Origin of the sequence: Microbacterium bandirmense (assembly GCF_037204185.1) — a bacterium.
Classification (GTDB): domain Bacteria; phylum Actinomycetota; class Actinomycetes; order Actinomycetales; family Microbacteriaceae; genus Microbacterium; species Microbacterium bandirmense.
Window position 1 is genome coordinate 236,322 of record NZ_JBBDGM010000005.1, and the last position, 24,438, is coordinate 260,759.

General features: G+C 66.9%; 21 protein-coding genes. 12 read left to right on the plus strand and 9 right to left on the minus strand.

Going from position 1 to position 24,438, the window contains the following annotated elements; translation table 11 throughout:
* Window positions 1–48 precede the first annotated feature (48 nt).
* Complete coding sequence (locus WDU99_RS07920) at window positions 49–879, minus strand: glycosyltransferase family 2 protein (RefSeq protein ID WP_337331905.1); 831 nt, start codon at window positions 877–879, stop codon at window positions 49–51.
* Between the two features lie 113 nt (window positions 880–992).
* Here WDU99_RS07920 and WDU99_RS07925 point away from each other — a divergent pair, with 113 nt between their 5' ends.
* The 3 genes from WDU99_RS07925 (at window position 993) to WDU99_RS07935 (ending at window position 5,224) form a co-directional block, all read left to right on the plus strand.
* Complete coding sequence (locus WDU99_RS07925; protein WP_337331906.1) at window positions 993–2,423, plus strand: O-antigen ligase family protein; 1,431 nt, start codon at window positions 993–995, stop codon at window positions 2,421–2,423.
* Window positions 2,424–2,748: 325 nt separating this feature from the next.
* Window positions 2,749–4,077, plus strand: coding sequence for a tyrosine-protein kinase domain-containing protein (locus WDU99_RS07930; RefSeq protein WP_337331907.1), 1,329 nt, complete (start codon window positions 2,749–2,751; stop codon window positions 4,075–4,077).
* The gene (locus tag WDU99_RS07935; protein WP_337331908.1) at window positions 4,061–5,224 is read left to right on the plus strand and encodes a glycosyltransferase family 4 protein; all 1,164 of its coding nucleotides are present in this window, start codon (window positions 4,061–4,063) and stop codon (window positions 5,222–5,224) included. The genes WDU99_RS07930 and WDU99_RS07935 overlap by 17 nt, the downstream gene beginning before the upstream one ends.
* 2 nt (window positions 5,225–5,226) lie before the next feature.
* On the opposite strand, the gene WDU99_RS07940 is transcribed toward WDU99_RS07935, so the two are convergent.
* Complete coding sequence (locus tag WDU99_RS07940; RefSeq protein ID WP_337331909.1) at window positions 5,227–6,276, minus strand: glycosyltransferase family 4 protein; 1,050 nt, start codon at window positions 6,274–6,276, stop codon at window positions 5,227–5,229.
* Window positions 6,277–6,393: 117 nt separating this feature from the next.
* On the opposite strand from WDU99_RS07940, the gene WDU99_RS07945 reads away from it, so the two are divergent.
* The 5 genes from WDU99_RS07945 to WDU99_RS17265 are packed head-to-tail and all read left to right on the plus strand — an operon-like array spanning window position 6,394 to window position 10,979.
* Window positions 6,394–7,254: a capsular polysaccharide synthesis protein gene (locus tag WDU99_RS07945; RefSeq protein WP_337331910.1), complete on the plus strand. Its 861-nt coding sequence runs from the start codon at window positions 6,394–6,396 to the stop codon at window positions 7,252–7,254.
* A 44-nt stretch (window positions 7,255–7,298) separates the two neighbouring features.
* Window positions 7,299–8,267, plus strand: a complete 969-nt coding sequence (locus WDU99_RS07950; protein ID WP_337331911.1) for a glycosyltransferase family 2 protein — start codon at window positions 7,299–7,301, stop codon at window positions 8,265–8,267.
* A gap of 23 nt (window positions 8,268–8,290) precedes the next feature.
* Complete coding sequence (locus tag WDU99_RS07955) at window positions 8,291–9,259, plus strand: glycosyltransferase family 2 protein (RefSeq protein WP_337331912.1); 969 nt, start codon at window positions 8,291–8,293, stop codon at window positions 9,257–9,259.
* Entirely contained in the window at window positions 9,256–10,251 is a 996-nt protein-coding gene (locus WDU99_RS07960) for a hypothetical protein (RefSeq protein WP_337331913.1), read from the plus strand. Before WDU99_RS07955 ends, WDU99_RS07960 begins: the two co-directional genes overlap by 4 nt.
* Window positions 10,248–10,979 carry a glycosyltransferase family 25 protein gene (locus WDU99_RS17265; protein WP_420063990.1) on the plus strand — a complete coding sequence of 244 codons (732 nt, stop codon included), beginning with the start codon at window positions 10,248–10,250 and terminating at the stop codon, window positions 10,977–10,979. Before WDU99_RS07960 ends, WDU99_RS17265 begins: the two co-directional genes overlap by 4 nt.
* Window positions 10,980–11,122: 143 nt before the next feature.
* On the opposite strand, the gene WDU99_RS07965 is transcribed toward WDU99_RS17265, so the two are convergent.
* Together WDU99_RS07965 and WDU99_RS07970 are read right to left on the minus strand one after the other, a co-directional pair.
* Entirely contained in the window at window positions 11,123–12,856 is a 1,734-nt protein-coding gene (locus WDU99_RS07965) for a glycosyltransferase family 4 protein (protein WP_337331914.1), read from the minus strand.
* Between the two features lie 537 nt (window positions 12,857–13,393).
* Window positions 13,394–15,205 (minus strand): ABC transporter ATP-binding protein, encoded by a 1,812-nt coding sequence (locus tag WDU99_RS07970; RefSeq protein WP_337331915.1) that lies wholly within the window; start codon window positions 15,203–15,205, stop codon window positions 13,394–13,396.
* Window positions 15,206–15,359: 154 nt separating this feature from the next.
* Between WDU99_RS07970 and WDU99_RS07975 the strand changes: the two genes are divergently transcribed.
* The gene (locus WDU99_RS07975) at window positions 15,360–15,863 is read left to right on the plus strand and encodes a hypothetical protein (RefSeq protein WP_337331916.1); all 504 of its coding nucleotides are present in this window, start codon (window positions 15,360–15,362) and stop codon (window positions 15,861–15,863) included.
* 16 nt (window positions 15,864–15,879) lie between these two features.
* Here WDU99_RS07975 and WDU99_RS07980 read toward each other — a convergent pair whose 3' ends face one another.
* Genes WDU99_RS07980 through WDU99_RS07990 form a run of 3 tightly spaced genes read right to left on the minus strand, consistent with a single transcriptional unit; the run spans window position 15,880 to window position 20,041 of the window.
* Complete coding sequence (locus tag WDU99_RS07980; protein ID WP_337331917.1) at window positions 15,880–16,983, minus strand: glycosyltransferase; 1,104 nt, start codon at window positions 16,981–16,983, stop codon at window positions 15,880–15,882.
* Entirely contained in the window at window positions 16,980–18,119 is a 1,140-nt protein-coding gene (locus tag WDU99_RS07985) for a glycosyltransferase family 4 protein (protein WP_337331918.1), read from the minus strand. Before WDU99_RS07985 ends, WDU99_RS07980 begins: the two co-directional genes overlap by 4 nt.
* A complete protein-coding gene (locus WDU99_RS07990) occupies window positions 18,119–20,041 on the minus strand; it encodes a glycosyltransferase (RefSeq protein ID WP_337331919.1) in 1,923 nt (640 codons plus the stop codon). The genes WDU99_RS07985 and WDU99_RS07990 overlap by 1 nt, the downstream gene beginning before the upstream one ends.
* Window positions 20,042–20,260: 219 nt before the next feature.
* Between WDU99_RS07990 and WDU99_RS07995 the strand changes: the two genes are divergently transcribed.
* The 3 genes from WDU99_RS07995 to WDU99_RS08005 are packed head-to-tail and all read left to right on the plus strand — an operon-like array spanning window position 20,261 to window position 22,700.
* The gene (locus WDU99_RS07995; RefSeq protein WP_337331920.1) at window positions 20,261–21,529 is read left to right on the plus strand and encodes a glycosyltransferase family 4 protein; all 1,269 of its coding nucleotides are present in this window, start codon (window positions 20,261–20,263) and stop codon (window positions 21,527–21,529) included.
* Between the two features lie 17 nt (window positions 21,530–21,546).
* Window positions 21,547–22,434, plus strand: a complete 888-nt coding sequence (locus WDU99_RS08000; protein ID WP_337331921.1) for a hypothetical protein — start codon at window positions 21,547–21,549, stop codon at window positions 22,432–22,434.
* Entirely contained in the window at window positions 22,431–22,700 is a 270-nt protein-coding gene (locus tag WDU99_RS08005) for a PqqD family protein (protein ID WP_337331922.1), read from the plus strand. Before WDU99_RS08000 ends, WDU99_RS08005 begins: the two co-directional genes overlap by 4 nt.
* A gap of 47 nt (window positions 22,701–22,747) precedes the next feature.
* Here WDU99_RS08005 and WDU99_RS08010 read toward each other — a convergent pair whose 3' ends face one another.
* Together WDU99_RS08010 and galE are read right to left on the minus strand one after the other, a co-directional pair.
* Window positions 22,748–23,221 (minus strand): VanZ family protein, encoded by a 474-nt coding sequence (locus WDU99_RS08010; RefSeq protein WP_337331923.1) that lies wholly within the window; start codon window positions 23,219–23,221, stop codon window positions 22,748–22,750.
* A 62-nt stretch (window positions 23,222–23,283) separates the two neighbouring features.
* Window positions 23,284–24,306: a UDP-glucose 4-epimerase GalE gene (gene galE, locus WDU99_RS08015; RefSeq protein WP_337331924.1), complete on the minus strand. Its 1,023-nt coding sequence runs from the start codon at window positions 24,304–24,306 to the stop codon at window positions 23,284–23,286.
* Between the last annotated feature and the right edge of the window lie 132 nt (window positions 24,307–24,438).

Here is a 24,438-nt window from a genome sequence, read left to right on the forward strand (position 1 = left end):
GTTGCCGTGCGGCTGGGTGGGCAGATCCGCACGCTACTCCGACGGGCGTCACTGCCGGTGAACGGCAACTCGGCGCCATGCCTGTCGGATGACGTAGCCGGGCCACAGTGACATCGCCCAGGTCAAGTCGCCGGGGTGGTGAGAGGCACGAAACGCGTCGAAGGCCTGAGCTCCGTAGATCTGCCCGATCCGTCGGAATCCACGCCACGGGAAGGCCGCGCGGTGTCTCCACAGCACTCGGGCAGCGCCTATCCACATCCGCCGGTAGTCGCGGCTGGCGTTCTGCTCATGTAGTCGATAACGCACCAGCACCCTCGGCACATGTGTCAGACGGCCGTGGCGAGCGATGTCCAACCAAGTACCCCACTCCTCACTGTGGGTGAGCGACTCGTCGAACCCACCGACCTCGACGATCCGAGCCCTGCGCACCATGACACCGGAGGTGTGCACGCTGTTGCCTCTCAGCAGTTGTCGGTAGTCGCCGCCGTGGCCGCCCCAGCCGTCGCGGATCGTGCCATCAGCATCCAGCACATCGAAGTCGCAAGAGCACAGGCCGACGTCGGGATCACGCATTGCCGCGGTCTGCGCCGCCAATTTACCGGGATGCCAGAGGTCATCGGCGTCTAAGAACGCCACCAGCTCGCCGCGTGCTTCACGGATACCGCGGTTTCGCGCCGCGCTTGGTCCTTGGTTTGACTGCCGCACGACACGTATCAGCGGATGGGCAGGCACGGTCAGAGGGCGTGTCGACCCGTCGTCGACCACGATCACCTCGAGCGGGGGCGGCGTCTGCTCAGCGGCCGACAGTGCGGCTTCGCACAGGAACTCAGCGGGCGTGTTGAATGCGGGAATCACCACGCTCACGGCCAGCACGCTCATGTTGCAGATCATATGACGCGATGTGCGGAGCCTCCGAACGCCGTCGCCATCCGTTCGGACATTCGCCCGGGTGCAATCAGCGATGCGATGAGATAATCAAGCATCCGAAGGGGGTGGCGGTGCCGATGAATGCTCTTGCGCGCCTGCGGGCAGCCGCTCCTGACCTGTGGGCGGGCCTGTGGCGCTGGACGCTCATCGCCCTCGGCGTCGCCGCGGCCACGTACCTTCTGCTCGATCGGGCCGCCGGGGCCGACTTCGTCACCGCGTGCGTGCTGGCCGGCCTCGTCGTCGGCGCCGTGCTCACCCGCTCAGAGCCGCTCGCCATCGCCCTGATGGCGACGCCGGCGATCGTGATCGCAGCGCGCGTGGGCATCGTGCCGGGTGGGCTGACCGTGTCGGACGCCGCACTCGCCGTCGCCTTCGGTGTCGCGATTCTGCTCGGCAACAGAGACTACAGCCCACCAATGAGGGCGCTGCTCTGGCTCAACGCGATCTACCAGTTCGCCACCTTGTTCACGGTGATCGTCAATCCGTTCGCTGCCAACACGATCGAATGGTTCCACGCCTGGCTTCTGGTCTCAGGCGCACTGATAGTCGGCTGGGCGATCGGTCGTGCGGGCAAGGCACGGCTGGCGCTTACTCTGCTGTTGCTGATGGCAGCAGTGTATGCACTGGGAACATTCTTCACCGCAATCGGGCAATGGCTGCATGGCGACTTCTTCGGCGCGGTGTATCCGACCTGGCCATGGCCGCAACACAAGAACGCCGCGGGAACGACGCTGGCTTTCTGCGCTTTCATCGCATATGTCAACCCCGACTGGGCCAGGTTGTCACGGCGGTGGATGCGGCTCGCGTTCTGGGTCTTCGTCGCCGCGATGGTGCTGACGCAGTCGCGTCAGGCGGCGATCGGCCTTGTCGTCGCGCTGCTCATCTACACCCTGCGCCAGGGAGCCGCGAAGCACATTCTGCTCGCGGTTGCGTTGGCTGTGCCCGGGATCTTCTTGGTGGTGCAGAGCGTGATCGAGCAGGTCGAGTCGCAGAACAAGTTCAACTCTGTCTATCAGCGCCTCGACTGGTTACGCGAGGTCTACGCCCTGTGGAAGCACGAGCCGATTTTCGGCCACGGGCTGCGGTATTGGTACGTGCACCCTACGGCCAACTTCCAGCCTCCGCAGGCCGAGGTCGAGGTGGTCGCCTCGGCAGGCCTTGTCGGTCTGCTCGGATTCGCGATCATGTGGGTGGGAGTGATCATCGTGCTCTGGCGCGTGAATCCGAGATTCGGAATGCTCGCCTTCGGCGTCGTGCTGGCCCGCATCGTGCAGGCACAGTTCGACCTGTTCTGGGTGGCGGTACAGGTGTCCACTCCCTTCCTGATCGCGGGCATCTGCCTGGGCGCGCAAGCATACGAACGGGCGCGGAATCCGGATGCCGACGACTGGTGGGCCCATCGGCGTGACACGCGTGCGCGCGACCGCGCTGTGAAGGCGAAGCCCGTATCACACACCGCTGCGCGCCGGCTGGCGCGCAGCGGCATCCGCGTATGATCAACACAATGGGGATGGGAGTGTGATGGAGCTTCGGGACTACGGTCGTGCGCTGCGGCGTCACTGGCTCTCAGTCGTGCTCATGACGGTGCTGGGTGTCGCCGTCGGATTCGGCTGGGCCAGCATACAGACGCCGGTCTACCAGGCGGATGCCGGTGGACTGATCAAACCGCGCTCGGCGACTCTCGAAGACGGCGGGGTGCTCACCGCGCAGCAGAGTGACATGCTCGCCCGCGGAAAGGTTGCCACCTACCTCGACATGGCCACGTGGCGATCCACCGCTGACGCTGCGGCACAGGAGCTCGGCATCGACACAGCGCCCGACGTGCTGGTGCGGCGCATCACCGTCGAGAATCCCGACGACACGGCGATCCTGAAGATCACCGCGACCGGGAATTCACCGCAAGCAGCTCGAGACCTTGCGACAGCCTGGGTCTCGGGCCTGATTGCGACGATCGATGCTAACGAGGGTGTGGACGGCGCCCCCGGCACCAGTGAGATGACCGTATCGCTCGCAGAATCGGCCTCGTTGCCGACCTCGCCCGCCTTCCCCGACACGAAGGTGGCGATGCTCGTCGGTGGCGTGCTCGGGCTTGGCGGCGGCATCGCATTCGCGCTGGTGCGAGCGGTCTCCGACCGACGAATCCGTCCGACTGATGACGTGGAAGAGCGACTCGGTCTCCCGGTGGTCGGGGCATTGCCCGAATCGGCAGTACTCACCGACCGGCAGCATTTGCATCGCGGCGCTTCAACGCCTCCTGCGGGCAGCAAGGCGGCCCGCGTCGACTTCGCGCTGCGCGAGTCATTGCGCATGCTGCGCACCAACCTGCAGTTCATGAACGTCGACGACCCGCCTCGGATCATCGTGGTCTCGAGCGCTCTTCCCGGTGAGGGCAAATCGACCATCGCGGCGTCACTCGCCCGGACGCTTGCCGATGCCAGCGAGTCAGTCGTCCTGGTAGATGGGGACCTTCGACGCCCTACCGTTGCCGACACCATGGGCATCCGCGGCGATCTCGGTCTCACCGATGCGCTCGCCGGCCGAGTCCAGCTCGCCGATGTGCTGCACCAGGCATCCGACACCACCACCCTCATCGTGCTGCCCGCCGGTACCATCCCACCCAACCCGAGCGAGCTGCTCGGTTCCGAGCGCATGGGCACCATCCTCTCGGATCTCGGCAAGCACGCCATTGTCATCGTCGATGCGCCGCCCCTGCTTTCGGTCACCGACAGCGCTGTGCTCACCCGCCACGCCGACGGCGCTCTGCTCGTCACTTCGGTCGGCAAGAGCACCTACGACCACGTCGAGAAGGCGATCACGGCGGTGGAACGTATCCATGGCAAGGTGCTCGGCATCGTGCTCAACCACATGCCGGCCGTCGGCACGATGGATACCTACGAGTACGCTTACGATTCGCGCAAGGGCCGCGCCAAAACGAGCGGAACTCCCGCCGGGTCGTCTGGTGGGGCCGCACGCGAGCGAGATGGTTCGCGAGACGCTGCCTCCGCCGGACCGATCCGTGTCGCCCGCCGCAGGCGCACCGCCGCTCCCGAGGCAACGACCGAATCGTCTGGCGAAGTCACCAATTTCGAGGATCTCCTGCGTGGAGCGACGGTCGACGTCGATGCCCGGCGCAATGACGCGAGAGGCTGATCGACCGCGCCGCGTCGCGCTGGTCACGTCGTCGTTCGCTCCGCACGTCGGAGGCGTCGAAGAACATGTCGCACAGGTGGCGCGAGGTCTAGCCGCTGCCGGTCATACCGTCGAGGTATGGGCTGTGGATCGGGGGGACAGACCGGCGGAGCCGTTTGGTCATGGCGTCGTCGTGCGCTATCTCCCCACGCCTCTTCCGGCGCGCTCCCTCGGCAGCATGGCGCGATTCGTGACGCGGGCCCCGGCCGCATGGCGCGCCTGGACGCAAGCGCACCGCTCGCTCAAGCCCGACGTCGTGCACGTGCACTGCTTCGGGCCGAACGGGCTGTATGCCCTTGCCCTGCACCGCCGGTATCGCACACCGCTCGTCATAACATCGCACGGCGAGACCACTGGTGACGACACCTCGGTGTTCGCCCGATCTGCGCTGCTGCGTGACGGGCTGCGCCGCTCACTGGCTGCCGCTGCCGCAGTGACGGCGCCGACCGACTACGTGCTGACCGACCTGCGGAAGAACTTCGGGCTGAGCGGAGGAGAGGTGGTAGCCAACGGTGTCGACCTGCACGTTGCAACGGGTCCGACACCGATCAGCGGACGATACATTCTGGCTGTGCGACGGCTGGGGTGGATGAAGGGGGTCGACCTGCTGATCGACGCATTCGCCGTCGGACGCGTCCGCGGCACCATCGCTGCAGATGTGCGTCTGGTGATCGCTGGCGACGGACCCGAGCGTGAGCGTCTGGAAGAGCAGATCTTTGCAGCGGGGTTGCTCGACGACGTGACGATGCTGGGCTGGCAGGACGCCGAGCAGGTCGCGTCTCTCACCGCTGGGGCCGAGGCGATGGTCGTGCCCAGTCGTGACGAAGCCTTCGGAATCGTGGCGCTTGAGGCATGGCGCGATGCAGCGCCTCTGATCATGACGACGCGCGGAGGCGCCCGAGAGTTCACGACGGATGGCGTCGATGCCGTATTGGTGGATCCTGAAGACACTGACGCTCTCGCGAGCACGCTGGCACGCGTGCTGTCTGATGACACGCTGCGTTCGCGTCTCACGAGCGCGGGGCTCACGCGGGTGCGGGAGTTCAGCTGGGGTGCTGTGACGCAGAAGTACCTCGACGTCTACCAGCGGGTGCTCAAGCGTCGCTGAGCTCAGCGCAGCGACCGCCATATCGCGGCGTGTCCGGCGGCTGATCGCTCCCACGTGAACTCGGCGGCGCGGACTCGGCCGGCGGCGATGAGCGTCGGGATACCGGCATCTGCTGCCGTGATCTGCAGAAGTCCGTCGGCGATGGCAGCTCCGGTCGGCTCAACGAGCAGCCCGGCATCACCGACGACTTCCGGCAGACTGCTGGTATTCGCTGCGACCACAGGAACCCCGGCCGCCATCGCTTCGAGCGCCGGCAGACCGAACCCCTCGTACAGCGACGGGACGACGATCGCGGTCGCGGAGGCCACCAGCCCCGGCATCGAGTCATCGGGCTGGCGTCCGAGCAGCACTGTCCCTGGCATGCCATCGAACAGCTGCGTGCGGCGCGGGCGGGCAGGGCCCGCGAGGGCGAGAGTCAGGTCGGGTCGTTCGCGGTGCACCAGCGGCCATGCCACCGCCAGCGCGTCGAGATTCTTGCGCGTTGCGGCACCACCGGCGTGCAGCACATACGGGCCGCGAAGACCCAAGCCAACGAGCGCTTCGGTGGCGAGCGGTGCTGCGTCGAAGTACCGCGGGTCGATCCCGTTGGGCACCACATGTGGGTCCTCCACACCGAGAAACTCGACGGCCTCTTTCGCGGTGAACTGCGACACACAGATGACGGCAGCGGCGCGGCGGGCCTCGTCGATCGCGGCGGCAACAGGTGCCGACTCATCCGAGAACCGCCACGCCACGACATCATGCAACGTGATCACGTCGGCGTGCGGCGCGGGTGGTAGCTCGAGAGAAGTGCGATGCGAAACGGTGTCGCCTCTAAACAGCATCCGACCCAGCATGCGTCGCACGGATGCCGGCGCCTGTGCCACCCGTCCCATCGGCAGCCGGCGGTTGCCGGCAAGAGGGGAGCGCATCGACCGCATTACCAGTTCGCGCACCGCCCAGTCGGTGCCCATCGCCGCAGCGGCTCGTGAGATCACCTGAGCTTCGTACGCCTGCGCACCCATCGGTGTGTCGGTCGCGATGCGCGCGATGCTCAGCCGTGGCGTCGTCATCGGCCGGCCCCCAGTTCTGTCGATCTCTATCTTGTAGGAACGTCCCTGTGTGTCGCCATCTTGGATGGCTGACAGTGCGGCCTGCCATGATGATTAACGGGCGATCAACTGGGAGACATGATCATGGGGAAACCTGGCTTCATTAAGAGAAGTGCCACGTTGGTGGTCCGCCGTTGGACGGATTCGGTGGCGTATCGCAATCTTGTCAGTCTGCGTGCCCGGATCTCTGCGCGAGTGCTGCGGCGACAACCGTTCTGGTATGGGCAGTACCCTCACACATTCCTGGAACGTCGCCCACCAGAGGATCTGGGCGGGCCGAGCGAGCTTCCCCGCGTGATCTGGAGCGTCTGGACGGGTGCGAATGAGATGAGCGCCGTGCGCAAGGCCGGTCTGGAGCAGCTTCGTGCCATGGCCGCCCCGGTACCGGTCGTGCTCGTGACTGCAGAGAACCTCGAGCAGTACCTCATTGAGGGGCACCCGCTGCATGCAGCGTACGAGGACTTGTCATACACGCATAGATCGGACTACCTGCGTGCGTACCTCATGTATCACTATGGCGGTGCGTACTGCGACATCAAGCCGATGACGACGTCATGGGAGCAGCATTTCTCGCGGATGGAGAATGACTCTGCGTGGTTGCTCTCCACCGCGCTGCCGAGTCCACACGAAACCGGCAACAACCGTGGGCGCCTTGGCAGGCATATGCGCCGTTACTACCGCAGCCTCCCAACCGGGGGCATGCTGTTGGCGCGCTCGCATACGCCCTTGACCGCGGAGTGGCTGCGCGAAGTGGAACGGACACTGACGTACGCGGCTCCTGCGCTTGCGGAGCACCCTCGCAAACAGTCCGATCCTGGGTACCCGTTCGAATGGATGGATCTGATCGGCGACATCCTGCAGCCGCTGGCGCTGAAGTATGGCGATCACGTGATGATCGATCCGAAGCCGTGGTGGGACGTCAAAGCCGACTATCGTTGATGGCAGCAGCGGCACGTGGGGAGTCGCAGCAGACGGGGAGAGAAGTGTCACATCGCAGTGCCGTCGTCATCGTCGCGACGTACCGCCGTCCGGATTACGTGCGCACCTGCCTCGAGCACCTTGGCGGTCAGTCCGTCGCCCCGGCACGGATCGTCGTGGTCGACGCCTCACCCGACGATGAAACCGCGGCTGTGGTCTCCGAGTTCGAGGGTATCGACTACCGGCGCAACACGCTCGGTCTCGGAACGCTCGCCGCGTCGCGCGCCATTGGCGCGCGCGATGCCATCGAAGACGTCATCGCGTTCATCGATGACGACGCCTTCGCCGAACCGGAGTGGCTCGAACGGCTGCTCGCCGCCTACGACCTGCCCGGTGTCGGCGCCGTCGGCGGGCGAGCTCGCAATGGTCAGTCCGGTGAAGAACGGCACGGGATCGACCGCATCGGCAGGTTTCTGCCCAACGGGCGTCTGACGGGCAACTTCGCGGCTGACCCCGGTCGCACCATCGAAGCCGACCACATGCTGGGCGCCAACATGTCGGTGCGCAACGATGTGCTGCGGTCGTTCGGGGGCATCCACGACTACTACCCGGGAACCTGTCTTCGTGAAGACAGCGACCTGGCGCTGCGCGTGCGATTGGCCGGTCACCGGATCGTCTACGCACCTGACGCCGTCGTGCGGCATGTCGCCGGCGATTACTCGAAGGGTGCGCGGTTCGATCTTCGCTATCGCTTCTACGGGGCGCGGAACCACATTCTGCTGTTGACGACGACCGTGGGCTGGACCGACTCTCACTTCATCCGCTACCTCGGCTCGATCGTGGTCGCGACAGGTCGAGAGCTTGTTTCGGGGGTGACGTCGTGGCCCGGAAAACCCGGGATCGCAGCGAAGCTTCGCGGGGTCGCAGGCGGACTGACCCGCGCGGCAGTCGACGTCGCCGGCACAGTGACGGGTCTGGGTGCGGCGATCGCGCCGAAGGACAGGGCGCGTGAAGTCAACCGGGCACGACCGTGACAGCCGGCGAGGGTGTGGATCCGGTGCCGACCTTCAGCCTCGTGATACCGACGAATCAGCGCGCTGAGTTCGTCGAACAGGCCGTGGACAGCGCACTGCGTCAAGAGCGCGCGTTCGATCGGATCATCGTGATTCCCGACGGGCTGGACGACCCCTCGATCAGCAGTCTCGCAAGCCGGCCGATCGACGTGCATCCGATCACTCACGCGGGCGTGGCCGCGGCTCGCAACGCCGGTCTCGAACTCGTCGATACCCACTGGGTGTGTTTTCTCGACGACGACGACTTGCTGCATCCGAAGTACCTCGCAGACCTCGTGTCGGCCATCGATGCCGCCCCCGACGCGGGTGCCTTCAACGCTCCCTACTGGAGCTTCGCAGCCGAGATCGGCCCGAGAGAAGAGTTCGCAGCCGTAGACCTTGATGGCTGCCTGGCCGCGATCGAGGTCGTCGAGCCACGGAACGACATGACTTATCTCGACATCACGGGGCGCAGCTTCGATGCACTGCTCGCGGGACTCGCCGGCTCGATGAGCACTGCGGCGGTGCGCACCGACATCCTGCGGCGTGCGGGCGGGTTCCCCGAGGGCCTGATCGCCGCCGAGGACTGGACCATGTACGTGAACGTCGCGCGGCTGACCGAATGGAATGTGCTCCCCGAACGACGTGCATTCTTCCGCGACCACGGCACCAACGCGATGAGCGGGCGCAGCACCGAGAAGACGCTTTCGGTGCTGCGGGCGATCCAATCGTTCTGGCAGCCGACGACGCTGCCCACGCCCCCGCATCGCCCGCTATCTGCGTATCGCAGAAACTACCGGTATGAGGTGCTCGCGGCGCTCGATGCGGCTCGGCACAATGATGATCGTCCCGGCCGACGCGAGGCGCTTCAACTCTCGAAGGCGATCCTCCCCGCTTGGTGGGATCAGGCATTCATTCGGATGCCCGCGGTTGTCCGTTCGCTGATGTGGCGCGCCGAACGGAGCGCCATATGACTCGCAGCGTCTACGTCGTGCTCTCGCACCGAGACTGGCCACAAGTGCGTCGACTGGCGGGCGCCATCTTGGAGTCATCCCCGCACGCCCGCGTGGTGATCATGCATGACGCACGACGTGAGCGGTTCCCCGAGCGCGCTGATGATGATCGCATCGTCGTGGTGGACCACGGCTTGGCCTGCGACTGGGGTTCGTGGGAGCTCGTTGAGGCGACTCTGCAGGGATTCTCGATCGCCCGTGAACGATATGACGCTGAGCTCGTCACGCTAATCTCGGGGCAGGACTACCCGACACGTCCGCTAGGGCCATGGGAACGCGAAGCGCTAAGCGCGCCAAGCTGGATCGGTCGTGCACGCCCAGTGGTGTACATCCCGCACTGGGGCAAGAAGCGCGGCGAAGGGGACGACAGAGCGACGCGCTATTCATATCGCTGGTTCCTCTCGCCAGCGGATGTTGTCCGACCCTACCTGCCTTCTTGGCTGCGCTGGCCGCCTGTCATGAACCGACTCTGGGCACGGGGTCGCTGGGCTCTCGCGCGGCGGCTTGAACCGCTGTTCAGCGTTCGTCACGTCGCTCGCGGACGGGGAATCTACTACGGTGTCCGGCGCGTCCGAAACCCGATTCCGGAAGGCCGCGACTACTGGTTCGGCGCGCAGTGGGTTGCTCTTCGCCGGAATGAACTCGACCGGTTGCTCGACAGGGATCTCGCTATCGGGTCAGCTCTGCGACGCCTGTACCGACGGTCGGTGATCCCCGATGAGTCGGCACTCGTCACGCCCCTGGGATGGCTGTCACCGCCGTCCAAAATGCCGCCGGTAACACTGGATCACTGGGATGACATGCAAGATGCCACCATTACGTACACGATCGAGCATCTTGAGATGATCACGGCTTCGGGAGCGCCATTTTGCAGAAAAGTTGATCCGGTGCTGAGTGCGGATCTGTTGGACGCTCTCGATCGCAGAAACGGGCAGCAAAGGACAACACGATGAGATCAGTTGTGATCAACCTACCCGGGGCAGAGGCGCGCCTCGCGGCGTTCCGAGCGGCTGAGCGTTCGGTGGGGTTGGACTCGGAGGTCTTTTCGGCCGTGGACGGCCGAAGCATGGCGGAGCTTCCTCTACATCGACATGGCCTGACTCCTGGCGAAGTCGGTTGCGTGCTCTCTCACCAGCGGCTACTTCGCTCAGTAGCATCCGAAGAGCGCGACTGGGTCCTCGTTCTTGAAGATGATGTGCTCTTCTGGGACGACTTCGGCGGTCAGCTGGAGCGCGCCGAGGAAGACGCGGGGTGGCAGGGCGCTCGATACGTGCAACTGGGCTGGATGCCGCTGACCGAACGCCCGGACCATCTTCGTCTATGTCGCGATCGCATCGTCGCCAATCCGAAGGTTCGTCGAGCTAGCAAGATTGTCCGGCCTCGATTGCGGCTGTCAGCTCCCACCGTCGTGAGCGCAGAAATGGGATGGGGGACACATTGTTACATGGTGAGGACGGACTTCGCTAGTGTCATCGCCGACTTCCTTGACGGGCCGCGGGTTCACGCGCCGATCGATCACTACACTCCGGCATTGCAGCAGATCTATCCCGAGTTCGTTTTCCGTGCGCGGTTCTCACTCGCGGGGCAGAGATGGGGGCAGCCTTCGTCAACAGTGTCGAGCCGGAAATTTGCGCCATTCCAAACAGACTCGGCCGGGAACGTGCGATATGCGCATAAGTGAGGGTGCGCCGGGTTCGGCGCCACACTATCTGCGTTCGATCGCTGGTGAGAAACTGCGGCAATTGTGGGGCATCCATCTGGATCGTCGAGTTGTCTATCTCGACAACTCGACCCATAAGCTCACCTCGTATGCCGATGCTTGGTTCACCCCGTCGATCGCCGACGTCGTGCGTCCGGCGACGAGCCCTGCTGAGGCAGAGAAGATCGCTCGTCAGTGGTGAGCGCTATCGAGTGAAGGTTGGAAGTCAGCCGGCGCCGCGTGGCATTTCGATAGACCGCGTCGGTGCCGGTCACCTGCGCGTCGATCGAGAACGACGTCAGCTGTCGCTGCCGGGCGTCGATCGCCAGTTGCTCGCGACCAGCGGGATCGTCTGCCAGCGCGCGCAGACACCGCGCGGCATCCTCCGCATCGCCTGGTCGGAACAGTGCGCGCTCGTCGAGGCCGCCCAGCAGGTCGATGTGGCCCGCGGCGTTTGCGGCCACCACAGGCAAGCCACACCGCATCGCCTCGAGCACCGACAGACCCAACCCCTCGAGGGGACAGGGAGCAAGTAGAAGACCGGCTGTGGTCATCAGCTCAGTGACGTCGGCGCGATGCCCGAGGAAATCAATGGCGTGCGCGACGCCAAGCTGTTGGGTGAAGGCTTCCAGCCCCGAGTGTTCGGGGCCATCGCCTGCGATCTGCATGGACCAGCCAGCGTCTGCGAGCCCGGAAGACGCGAACGCTCGTATCGCGACGTCGGTGGCCTTCTCGGGCTGCAGCCGCTGCGCGACCAGCACGATCCGGCTGCGCTCGCCCCCCGGTGTGCCTGGCAGATCGGCGATTCCGGTGTGCACCACGGTTCCCGCTGACCCGCTCGCGGCTGCCACCGCGTTGCTGATCAGCACTTCGGCATCGACCGTGGTCCCGATCAGGCGGTCCATGCCACGACGGCGGGGTCGGGCGAAATGTCGCGTTGAGACTACGGCCGGGCGAGCACGCCGCCATCCAAACGCTGCGACAGCCGCGGTGTCAGCAGCCGTCATGTGTGTGTTGACCACGTCGACATCGGCGGGCAGCACGCGTAGCGCGCGCATGACGTCGAGCGTGGTGCGCGCGGGCGCGTAGGCGATCCCGCTCCCGAGGGCGGCGCGCATCCGATCCGGGTCCCCGCCGATCACGCGCACACGCGCGCCCGCGGTCAGCTGTGCGACCGCCAGCCGTGCGATGAACCGCTCGACACCGGAGAACCCGTCAGAACGGATCGCGTGCACGATCGAGAGCGGTCGCTCGTCGCCGCGCAGCGACTCCGCGAGCGTGAGATAGGACTGCGCCACGTTGGACCAGCTGTGCTTCTCTGCGACGGCGCGGGCTGCTGTGCGCATCGTGGCGTCCGGCATGCCCACGCGCGAGATCCCTGCCGCGACGGAATCCGGATTGCGACGCACGATCGCTCCGTTCACGCCGTCGGTGAGTAGATCCGGTGCCGCACCGACTGGCGTGGCGACGACCGGAACTCCACACGCTAATGCTTCCAGCACCACCAGCGCGTTCGCCTCGTATGCGCTCGGCAGAACGAAGCAGTCGGCCGCATGCAACGTGCTCAGTGGATCATCCAGCTGACCGGCGAAGCGCACGCGGTCGGCTACGCCGGCACGTGCCGCGCGGCGGCGGGCATCCGAGATCATGGCGGCGGTGCCGCCCACGACGACGAGCCGTACGCCGGGTACCTGCCTGAGCGCGTCGAGCACCACGGGCAGGCCCTTGCGCTCGAACTCGTGCCCGATGAACAGGGCCACGCTCTGGTCGGCCGTAACTCCCTCGGCTTCGCGCGCGGCCTCGCGCTGTTCAGGTGTCGGCGGGCGGAAGCGCTCCAGATCGACGCCGTTCGCGATCACTGTCACGGGCGCCGCGACTCGGCCGTAGACCTGTCGGAGTCCCGCCGCCTCGTTCGATGTCAGTGCCACCACGGCACGGTGCGTGCGTCCGCGATATCGGATGCTGTCGCGCACGGACGTGTAGATGTGCAGGGGATTGCGGAGCATGCGCCAGAAGTAACTGCCACGGGCGCGCATCGCCGTCTGCAGCAGACCGTGGTTGACGTACACATCGCCCACCATCGCGTCGTTGTGGCAGATCGAGATCGCCTCTGGGCGCGACGCGAGGAAGCGCTTCGCGCGTACCGTGCCGACGGTAGAGAACCAGAGCACGTCGTACAGGTGCTGCAGCCGGTTGCGGCGGGCCGGATCAACACCGTGCCCTGTTTCGGTGCCCGTGAACCGCTCGACCACGGCGCCTGCGCGCACGAACTCACGCTCCAGCTGATATGCGACGCCCCCGACGCCGGCGCCGGGCGCGATCCGGGGCGCGATCTGCACGATGTGCAATGGCTTCGGGCCCATCGGCTGCTCCGTTCGTCTGCTCCGGATGGTCGTCTACTCTAGGCTTCCCAACCTGACAAGCCGGGCGAACTCCTCGTTCGAAGCGCGAACCTCGTCGAACGTTCCACTCGTCGCGATGCGACCCGCTTCCAGGAAGATCAGCGTATCGGCGTCGCGAACTGTCGACAGCCGGTGGGCGACGATCAGCACGGTCATGCTGCCGCGAAGGCTGTCGAGCGTCGCCGCGATCTCATGCTCGGTGGCATTGTCGAGGGCGCTCGTCGCCTCATCGAGCACCAGCACCCGCGGCCGGCGGTACAGCGCGCGTGCCAGGCCGACGCGTTGGCGCTGACCACCCGAGAGGCGCACACCGCGGTCACCGACGATCGTGTCGAAGCCTTCGGGCAGATGAGTGATCAGCGCGTCGAGCTGGGCGATGGATGCGACCTCGCGCATCCACTCGTGATCGAACTCAGCAGGCGCAACGCCGAATGCGATATTGGCAGCGACGGTGTCATTGGCGAGGAACACCTCTTGCGGGACGACGCCGAGTCCGGCGTACCACGCGGCGAGATCATCGTCGATCGGTCGCCCGCCGCTGGTGATCGTTCCTGAGGTAGGGGAGAGCAGGCCGAGGATCAGATCAAGCAGCGTGCTCTTGCCCGCCCCGCTCGAACCGACGAAGGCGGTCGTCTCGTTCGCGGGGATGCGCAGAGAGAGCCCCTGGAGCACCGGTCGGTCGGCATCGGCGTACTGGAACGTCACCTCATCGAGCTGGATATCGCCTGAGTAGAGGTCTCCATCTGAGCGCTGGGCATTGTGCATGCCTTCTGCATCCAGCTCGGCCAGGGCCTCGGCGAAGATCCGAAGGCCCGCGCGGCCGGCGCGCATGGTTCCGATGTTCGCGGTGATGCGGTTGAGCGTCGGCAGCGCGCGCATCGATGCCGCGGCGAAGAGGCCAAGGACGGGGAGGACCTGGTCACCTTGGCCGATGGCGAACAGCATGATTGCGATCCCCGCAATCGCGAGAATGAAGCTGACCTCGAGCAGATAGCGTGGGATGTCACTCAGGAAACCCATCATTCGAGACTGCTGCGCCCCGTACAGTTTCGCGTCACGATAGTTGGACACGAACCGATCGGCGCTGCCGCTGAGACGTGTCTCACGGAAGCCGTCCAGCCCGGGCATGAGCGACTGCCAGGCTCTCAGCGCTGCATCGGCCACGTTCTCGCCGATCTGCATTTGACGTCGTCTCAGGGCGTACTGCACACCGAAGACCAGCACGCCGAAGAGCGCCACCGCGAACAAGGCCACGCCGGGGGAACTCACCAGCAGTACCGCGATGATCGCGACCAACACGAGCGCGTCAGTGCACAGCGTCAAACTGGCAAGAAGCACGCTCGCGGACTGGCTGGTCGCATCATTGATATTGCGGTAGATCGTGCTCAGACTGCGCTGGCGGTGCCGCCCGTACGGTGCGAGTACATAGCGGCGCATGAGTTCGACCGAGGCCAACGCAGACACGCGCGTGGTGCGACCGAGCAGCCACCAGCGAAACAGTAGCGACCCAGCGCTTTTGACCAGAAAGGCCAGCGCGACGCCGCCGGCCACTACGGGGATGAGCACCTGCAGATCGGTGGTGCCGATCACGTCGGCGATGACGCGATTGACGCCGTCGAGTGGGCCCTGCGACGTGACGAGCTGCATCAGCGGGATCATGGCGGCAACGCCCACCAGATCGAGACCGGCGAGGATGATCGACGCGAGAACAGTCGTCGCGATCCATCGCGATGGCTTCGCGCCGGTGACCCGCAGCAGGGCCGCCATCTGGGCGACGACACTGCGGGGCGTCTGCGTGTCCCTCATCCCCACAATCCCCTGCCATACCTAGGCGTCACGGGGTTCTCGCGAGCCTGGGAATACGCTAGCATTATCGCGGTGGAGTGAAGGCATCGGCCGGATCTGCCACCCGCTCGTACTGGGGACTATGGCGAGCATAAACAACTACTGGGGGCATCACATGTCTGAGAACGAACAGAGCGGTGTGAGCCGCCGCACTGTGACCAAGGCGATGGCCTGGGCGGTACCCGCCGTCGCTGTCGCGTCGACCGTGCCGATGGCGGCCGCGTCGCTACCGCCTGTGTCGCTCAATGGCACGTTCTGCAAGATTCCGGGTGGGGGGGCGATCAAGACCTACGTCGTCGAAGTGACGGTGAACAACACGGGCAACACGCCACTCACGGTGACGTTTGACGCGCTGGACATCAACGGCGTCGTACAAACGGTGCTGGACCCTGCATCCACCACCGTGCCCGCAATGACGCGTCGTGTGTTGACAGTGAAGGCGACCGGCTACGGCGACAGCGCGAATGGCACCGCCATTGTGACCTACACCATCGGCGGTGTGCAAGACACCGCTAGCACGCTACCCGGCAACAACATTCCTCAGAACAACAACACGAGCGCTGGTTGTCCGGCGACTATCGTGAATCAGCCGTATCTGCAGGATACGGCGCTGTCTTGAGGTAAGGCCACCGCGTTCAGCAGATGGTGCCTACCAGGAGGTCTTGGAACGCTTGTACTCGTACTGACCAGTCAGCGGATTCGCGTCTGCCGCTGGTCCGCATGGGGTAGGAGGCCGTTGCCGCGTGCGCCACTTTACCTGAGAACGTCGAAGACGTCGCAATGATCACGCCGGCTGCATCCCGAAACCCCGCAACCGGTGTCGACACGACCGGACGCCCGACGGCCTGGTACTCGTAGAGCTTGATCGGGTCGAGGCTCTCGGTGAAGTCCGAGACGACGTGCGGCACGACCAGCACGTCGGCGTGCTGCAGGTAGGCGGGCACCTCGTCGCGTGACCGCGCCCCCAGCAGTACGACGCCGCTGTCACGCAGCAGCGTCGTGTCGGCATCCGACAGCGCATTCGGTCCGACCAGCACCAGCGAACCAGTACCGGCCAGCCCCCGCGCAACATCCGCGCACAGCTCCACGTCCAGTCGATCGCGGTGCAGCGTGCCGACGTACACGGCGGTTCGTCCCGCGGGCAGATCGGCCGGCCGCTCGGTCGGCACCTGATAGCGCGCGACGTCGACGGCGTTGCGGATCAGCACGATGTCAGCGCGCTGATCACTTTTCCGGCGCACCAGCTCGGGCGAGCAGGCGACCACGGTGGCAGCGTGCTGCAGCAGCCATCGCTCTCCGGCCGCTACCCGCGCGCGCTCGGTCGGTGGCCGATCCGCACTCAGCCAGTCGTCGGTCATGTCGTACAGTGCCGTCCAGCCGGTCAACCGCGCCACATCAGCAGCCCCCGGGTCATTGACCCAGAGCATCGGATCATCCATGCCCAGACGCTCAGCCGCCCGCCGTACGTGACGCACCGGACGACCTGCGGCGAACGGATCGAACCGGCGGGGCAGCCACTTGACGGCACGTACGGCCCACAGTCGATCGTCTACGCGCCTCATTCGCGAACCGAATTCGGGCCGCACCCTTCGACGCAACGCGTGCAGGGGGTCGGCCGGCGGTTCGACGAACAGCACGCGCAGAGTCGGATCCGAGTCGAGCAGCCCCGAGATCAGGTACTGATTGCGGCGCCAGACATCGTCCCACCGCTCAAGCGACATCACGACCAGATCGGTCACCCGCCCACCCCCTCGGCCGAGGCCCGCTCCGGCACCACGCGCGTGAGCAGCTCCACGTACTTCTGCGCCGTGGCACGCCAGGTCAGCTGCTCGACGCTGGCACGGCACGCGTCGCGCCAGTCGGTGACGTCGGTCGCCGCGATGCGCTCCATCAGCTCGCCGATGGATGCCGGGTCGCGGTCGGTCAGGTACCCGTTCTCGCCGTCGACGATCACGTCGGGCGCGCACCCGACGCGTGTCGTGATCACCGGCACACCGCTGGCCAGTGCCTCGGTGATCACGAGTCCGTACGACTCGTAGAGGGTGGGGAAGACGAACATGTCGGATGCTGCGAAGTAGGCCGGCAGGTCGGATCGCGGCCCCACGAACAGCACCCGCTCGGCCACGCCCGCCGCATCTGCGTGCGAGCGCATCCGTTCGATCGCCGACGCGTACCCACCGACGACCAGCAGCATGACGGTAGGCGCGTGCGCCAGCGCGGTGATCGCATCGGCGAGACCCTTGCGATCGAACTCGTGCCCGATGAACAGCGCCACGCGGTGCTCGTCGTCGAGGTTCAGCGCGGCGCGCGCCTGCGCCCGCTGCTCGGGCGACGGGGGCGCGAACCGGTCGAGATCGACCCCGTGCGGGATCACCGTGACCGGCACCGCGACCCCGCCGTAGACCCGGTTGAGCACGTCGACCTCGCGGTCGGTGAGCGCGACGATGGCGCGGTGCGTGTGCCCGCGGTAGCGGATGAGATCGCGAAAGAACGTGAAGGTGTGCAGGGGATTGCGCAGCATCCGCCACTTGGTGTTGCCGCGCGCGCGCATGGCCGCCATGACCACGCCGTGGTTGACGTAGATGTCGCCGGTCATCACCGCGTTGTGGCAGATCGAGACGGCGTCTGGCCGCTCGGCGAGAAAGCGCTTGGCCTTGCGCGTTCCGGCGATCGAGAAGTCGATCGCGTACCAGACCCGTGACAGGCGGTGCAGGAACAGTGAGCGGAACCGCTTGCGCGAGTGCCCGCGGGCGTCGTCGGCGGTGAACGATTCGACCGTGTGTCCGAGCTCGCGCAGCTGTGTGCCCAGTTGGTGCGCGCTGCCGGCGACGCCCGAACCCGACCCGATCACGGGGATGATCTGCACGATGTGCATCACGTCTCCCCTCGGAACCGCGCCTCGACGCGCACTGGACCGAGGCGGTACAGCGCGGCGCGACGTCGCGCTGCGGCACCGCGCTCGCCGCGCAGCACGAATGCACGAGCGGATGCGCCCAGCCATGCGGCAAGGCGAGCGGATGCCCATCCGCCGGCGCCGAAGTGCTTGCGCAGGTACCGCTCCTGCGAGGCGAAGAACATCGCATCACGGCGCCGTGGATCCGAGCTGGTGCCTGCCCCGACGTGCAGCGCCTGCACGTCGTCGACGACTTCGTGCCGCCAACCGAGCAGGTGCGCCCGGTACGCCCAGTCGGTCTCCTCGGCGTACAGGAAGAACCGCTCGTCGAACCCGCCGACCTGGGCGAGTGCCTCGGCTCGCAGCAGCAGCACCGAGCCGATGACGAATCCTTGGCGGTCCGAGCGCATGCGCCCGAGTCCGATGGCATCCACCCACGCGCCGAAGGGTGATGGGAACGGCCACCGCACCCGCGCGGACTTCCCGCTTTCGTCGACCTGCGCCGGTCCGACGCTCGCGAACATCGGATCTGCGCGCAGCCGCTGGTGCAGCAGCTGCACGTCGGCGGCACCGATCACGGCGTCGGGGTTCAGCAGCAGCACGTCGGCACCCGGGTGGCCCGGCTCGCGCAGTGCGAGGTTCACGGCCGCGCCGAAGCCGAGGTTCGCACCGGGATCGAGATAGCGCACGCCGAGTTCGGCGCACAGGTCGCGGATCTCGGGCATCGACGAGTTGTCGACCACCGTCACCGGCAACTCTGCGACGGGTTCGAGCGCCCGCCGCAGCATGTCGGGACCACCGTAGGCGACGACGACGATCTGCAGCTCGCGGTGCACGACGTCCGTCGTGGTCCGCGCCGCCGCGCGGTACAGCCGCTGGTACTGGTCGGTGACGGCGTCCCACGAGCAATCTGCGGCGCGCGCGAAGCCCGCCGCGCGCAGTGCGTCGCGCTCGGGTCCGGATGCCTGCAGCAGAGCGCCCGCGAGTGCGGTCGCGTCGCCGTGCGGTACGACGAGGCCGGCCCCGCCGACCACGTCGGGCAGGGCCCCTGCGTCGCTGGAGACGACGGGAACGCCGGATGCCATCGCCTCGACGGCCACGCGACCGAACTGTTCTGTCCACCGCGGGGTCGGCACCGACGGTACGGCGAGCACGTCGATGGACGCGTAGAACTCACCCATCCGCTCCGGGGCGATGGCTCCGACGAGTTCCACGCGGTCGGTGATGCCCAGCGACTCGGCCCGCGGGACGATCTCGTCGGCGAGCGGTCCGCTGCCTGCCAGACGGACCCGCAGCTTCGACTGCGCAGCCACGGCCTCGAGCAGTACCTGCACGCCCTTCTCCTCGACGAGGCGTCCGACGAATCCGACCACGATCGGGGCGTCGGCAGTCGGATGCCCGCGATCGGCGCCCGCGCCGGCATCTGCACGAGATCCCGCATCAGCATCCGACGAGTCATCCACCCCTAGCGGGATCAGCGTCGGCGCCCCCGGAAAGCCCTTCGCGACGCAGATCTCACCGGCGGCGCTGTTGCACACCGACAGCCCTGCGGCGCCGCGTAGCGCGGCCCGCTCGAACCATCGAAACGGTGCCGGGTAGCGCTTGGCGATGTTCTGCGCCGAGTAGAGCAGGTAGGGCGCGCGCTGACGGCGCAGCCATCGCAGCAGCAGGATCTCGGCCGTGGCCAGCGCGAACGGCTCTTCGTGGATGTCGATCACATCCCAGTCGGCACCCAGCGCCCGCCATAGCGGGAGCAGGGAGTACAGGAACAGCGCGGGATGGCGTCCGAACGTGCGTGTCGGCAGCACCCACGGCTCGGCATCGGTGTCGAGCGACACCGGCACCCCACCGGCATGCCACTCCCTGGCCGTGATCAGCCGGATGTCCTCTCCGCGGCGAGCCATCGTTCGCTCCCGCGTGCGCCACGGCCCCACCGTGGCGCTGTGAGAAATTCTCAGTACGCGCAACCCGACTCCCCTGTAGGCTATGACCACAATAGACCGCGCTTCTTCTTCCTGTGAGCGCGGACTGCATACAGACGTCGTCGGGGGATGACATCTGTTCTGGGGACAGGAAGCACGGCTGGGGAGCCGTGATCTGGGGATTGCTGGGGAATTCTGGGGATGGGACTCTCACGTTCCGCGAGCCCGCACATCGTGCACCTCGCGCACACGACCGCAGCCGGCGGCGCAGAGCTCGCGCTCAAGCGTCTGCTCGACACCAAGCCCGACTGGGAGCCGAGCCTGCTCATCCCGGCCGAAGAAGAAGAGAACGTCTTCGTCGGGGTCAGTACCTCGACCGGCGGCGTGCGCCAGCTTTCCGGAGCCAGCCGTAGCGGTGCCCTGCGCGCGCTCGGACTCGGCACGCGGCTGATGGTTCAGGCCGCGATCACTCGCTGGCATCCGGCTGTCCGTCACAGCGATCTCGTCGTCGCCAACTCCACCCGTTCGGCCGCCTACGGCGCGCTGGCGGTGCTGGGCACGCGGCGCCCGTTCGTCGTGCATCTGCGCGATCACATCTCGCCCGAGGCACTGGGTTCGGTCGGCTACCGCATCATGACGCGCCTGGTGCTGCCGCGCGCCAACGGCGTGGTCGCCAATTCGCGCGGCACGCTCGACACAGCCCGCCGGTTCCTGCACGACGACGCCGTTGTCGCGGTCATCCCGAGCCCGTCCGGACTCGGTCGGTTGCAGCAGCACTCGCGCGGCGAGGGACCGCTGCGCATCGGGATGCTGGCGCGTCTCGACCCGTGGAAGGGACAGCTCGCGCTGCTCGACGCCTTCGCCCAGGCCTTTCCCGACAGCGACGCGCAGCTCGACCTCGCCGGTGCCGCACTGTTCGAGCACGCCGCGTTCGCCGACGAACTTCGTGCCCACGCCAAAGAGCTGGGCATTGCCGACCGGGTGAACCTGCTGGGGCACGTGCACGACATCGCCCCGCTGCTGGCGTCGTGGGATGTCGCCGTGCAGTACTCGCTGCGGGCCGAGCCGATGGGGCAGAACGTGCTGCAGTGTCTCGCCGCCGGCACCGCGGTCGTGGTCGCCGACGAGGGCGGACCGACTGAGTGGGTGCGGCACGGGCACAACGGCCTGCGGGTCACTCCGCGCGACACCGGCGCACTGGCCGATGCGCTGCGCCGTCTCGCCGACGACCCTGCGCTGCGACAGCGACTGAGTGCCGCCGCGGTGCAGACCCCGGGGCTGCTTGACGATGCTGAGATCGCCGCGATCCATGCGGGTGTCTACCGCGACGTGATCACCCTGGCATCCGCCGACCGTCGCGCCGCCGCGCGGGCGGGCCGAAGCACCGCGCCGAGCATGCGCACGGTCGGAGCGTCGCTGGCCGCGCTCCAGGTGCCTGACCCGCAGCCGGTGGTGGCTCGCACTCCGTGATCGTCTAGGCTGACGGCGTGATCGAACCCGCACCGGAGGCGGCTGCCGAGCGCCGCGCAGGTGCGGTGCCTGCCAGCATCCGACTGCGTCTGGCGCGCGCGGCCGTGCAGGCGCTGGCCGAGGAGGCCGGGGCGCGGATGCTGCACATCAAGGGCGACGCGACCGACCCCGCCCTGCGGGCGGAGCCGCGGTACGGCACCGACGTCGACGCGCTGGTCGACCCGCGACGGATCCGTGCGCTGCACGACACCCTGCTCGCGCACGGCTGGCGGGTATACAGCACGTTCCGGTTCGGCTCGTCGTTCGAGCACGCCCAGACGTATCTGCACGAGACCTGGGGTTACTTCGATCTGCATCGTCGGTTTCCCGGCATCGGCCTCGCCGATCAGCAGGCGTTCGATCTGCTGTGGGCGCAGCGCTCGCCGCGGGCGTCCGCAGCTCGAACCTATTGGGCACCCGGTGTCGACGCGCAGGCCATGATTCTCGTGCTCAACGCGGTACGCGGAAAGGGCGGCATGCCCCCGGTCTGGCACGAACTCGACGACGACGCGCGGGCACGCGTGCGCGGGCTCGTCGAGGAGCTACACGCTGACGTCGCGTTCGCTGCGGCGTCAGGTGAACTCGATGACTACCGTGACCGCCGCGAGTACCTGTTGTGGAAGGTGACCTCGCAGGGCGGGCCGCGAGTGGTCGAATGGTGGGCGCGCCTGCGGGCGCAGCCGACGATCGGCGGACGCATCCGGGTCGCCGTGCAGGCACCGCTGGTGAACACCGACCGGCTCAGCCGGAGGCTCGGTCATGCACCGACTCGGGGTCAGGTGATCGCGGAGTTCTTCCGTCGCGGGGTGCGCGGCCTCGGCGAGGCGGTCGGCATGCTCGGTCGCACGTGGCGAGGCAGACGATGAAGCGCGTGCGGCCGGGAGACCTGTGCGCGGTGATCGACGAGGACGATGTCGTGTACGTCGCGCCGTTGCCGGACGGGCCCATCCTGGTGCTCGACGGAGTCTCGGCGCTGATCTGGCAGGCCGTCCGCGATCCGCAGATCGACGACGCCGTGGCGCACGTGGCCGCATCGACCGCTCAACGGTCCGAGGACATCGCCGGACATGTCGAGGACTTCGTCGACGACCTCGTGCGACGTGGTGTGCTCACATACGTCGACCAGGGGTGAGCAGCCGCATGAGCGGCAGACGTTGCGTCTTCCGGCAGATCTCCGAACTAGACGTCGACGGCTTCGCGCCGCGACGGCACACGGCGGGCGCGGGGCGGGTGGCGCCGCACGAGCATGCGCGCGATCAGGCATCCGATCGCCGTGCCGAGCGTGTTCGCGATGACATCGGACAGGGTGGGGTAGCGGCTGGGCAACATGGTCTGCACGAGTTCGATGGTCGCGCTCGTCGCGTAGCCCAGCAGCAGGACCACCCAGGCGCTGTTGCGCGGGAAGGCCGCGACCAGCAGCAACCCGAGCGGCACGAACAGGGCGATGTTCGCCAGGAACTCGAACAGCGTGTACGTCGTGGTCATCGAGACGTCGAACCGCGAACTGACGAACTGCGCGAGCCGGTAGACGATGCCAGTCACCTTCGAAGCCGCCGTCGCCGGCAGCCACACGATCAGCGCGAGGGCGACCCCGTAGGGCACGAGCAGGACGCGCGCGAGGATCGCGAGAAACGGAAGGCGTGCAGACGGCATGCGCCTCAGCCTATGGATGCTGCATGGGAGCGCCCTGAGCCGCGGGCTCGCTCCCGACCGGGTCAGCCCGCGGTGTACCCGTTCGGGTTCTGCGACTGCCAGGTCCATGAATCTCGGCAGGCCTCGGCGAACGAGCGCTTCGCCTTCCACTTCAGGTCACGGTTCGCCATCGAGGGGTCGGCGACGGCACGGGCGACGTCGCCCGGCCGCGGGGCGACGATCTCGTACGGGATCTCACGGCCACTGGCATCCGAGAAGGCCCGCACCACGTCGAAGACGCTCTGCCCGACACCGGTGCCGAGGTTGTACGTCGCCACGCCGGGGCGCAGGCTGGTCAGGGCGGCGAGGTGGCCGTCGGCGAGATCCATGACGTGGATGTAGTCGCGCACGCCGGTGCCGTCGTGTGTCGGGTACTGGTCGCCGAAGACGGCGAGGTGGTCGCGGCGGCCGATCGCGACCTGCGCGACGAACGGCATCAGGTTGTTCGGGATGCCCGCGGGGTCTTCGCCGATGCGCCCGGACGGGTGCGCGCCGACCGGGTTGAAGTAGCGCAGCAGCACCGCCTCGAGTTCGGGGCGGCTCACCTGGATGTCGCGGATGATCTGCTCGTTCATCGCCTTCGTCCAGCCGTACGGGTTCGTGATGCCGTGACCGGCGGGCTGACCCTCGTCGAGGTTCTGCACGCCCTCGGCGGCGGGTGCGTACACCGTGGCGGATGAGCTGAACACGATCTTCGACACGTGGTGCTCGGCCATGATGTCGAGCAGATTGAGGGTCGATGTCAGGTTGGTGCGGTAGTAGCGACCGGGCTGCGCGACGGACTCGCCGACGGCCTTGAGGCCCGCCAGGTGGATCACGGCATCGAAGTTCTGATCGCGAAGCGCCGCACGGGAGGCGGCGAGGTCGGCCAGGTTGCATTCGATGAGGTCGATGGCGCGTTCGGTGAGGTGCTCCACTCGGTCGATCGCGGTGCGGGAACTGTTCGAGAAGTCATCGACGACGAGCACATCGTGCCCGGCCTCGAGCAGCACGAGGGCGACGTGGGATCCGATGTAGCCGGCTCCGCCGGCGAGAAGAATGCGCACGGGTCAAGCCTACCCACCAGCAAGTCGACTCGCTCTGCACAGTGCCCGACTCGCTCTGCACAGTGCCCGACCTGGGCCGGGTCATCCACAGTCATCGGGATTCGGGCGTTGTACGGCCGGCGATTTCACTAG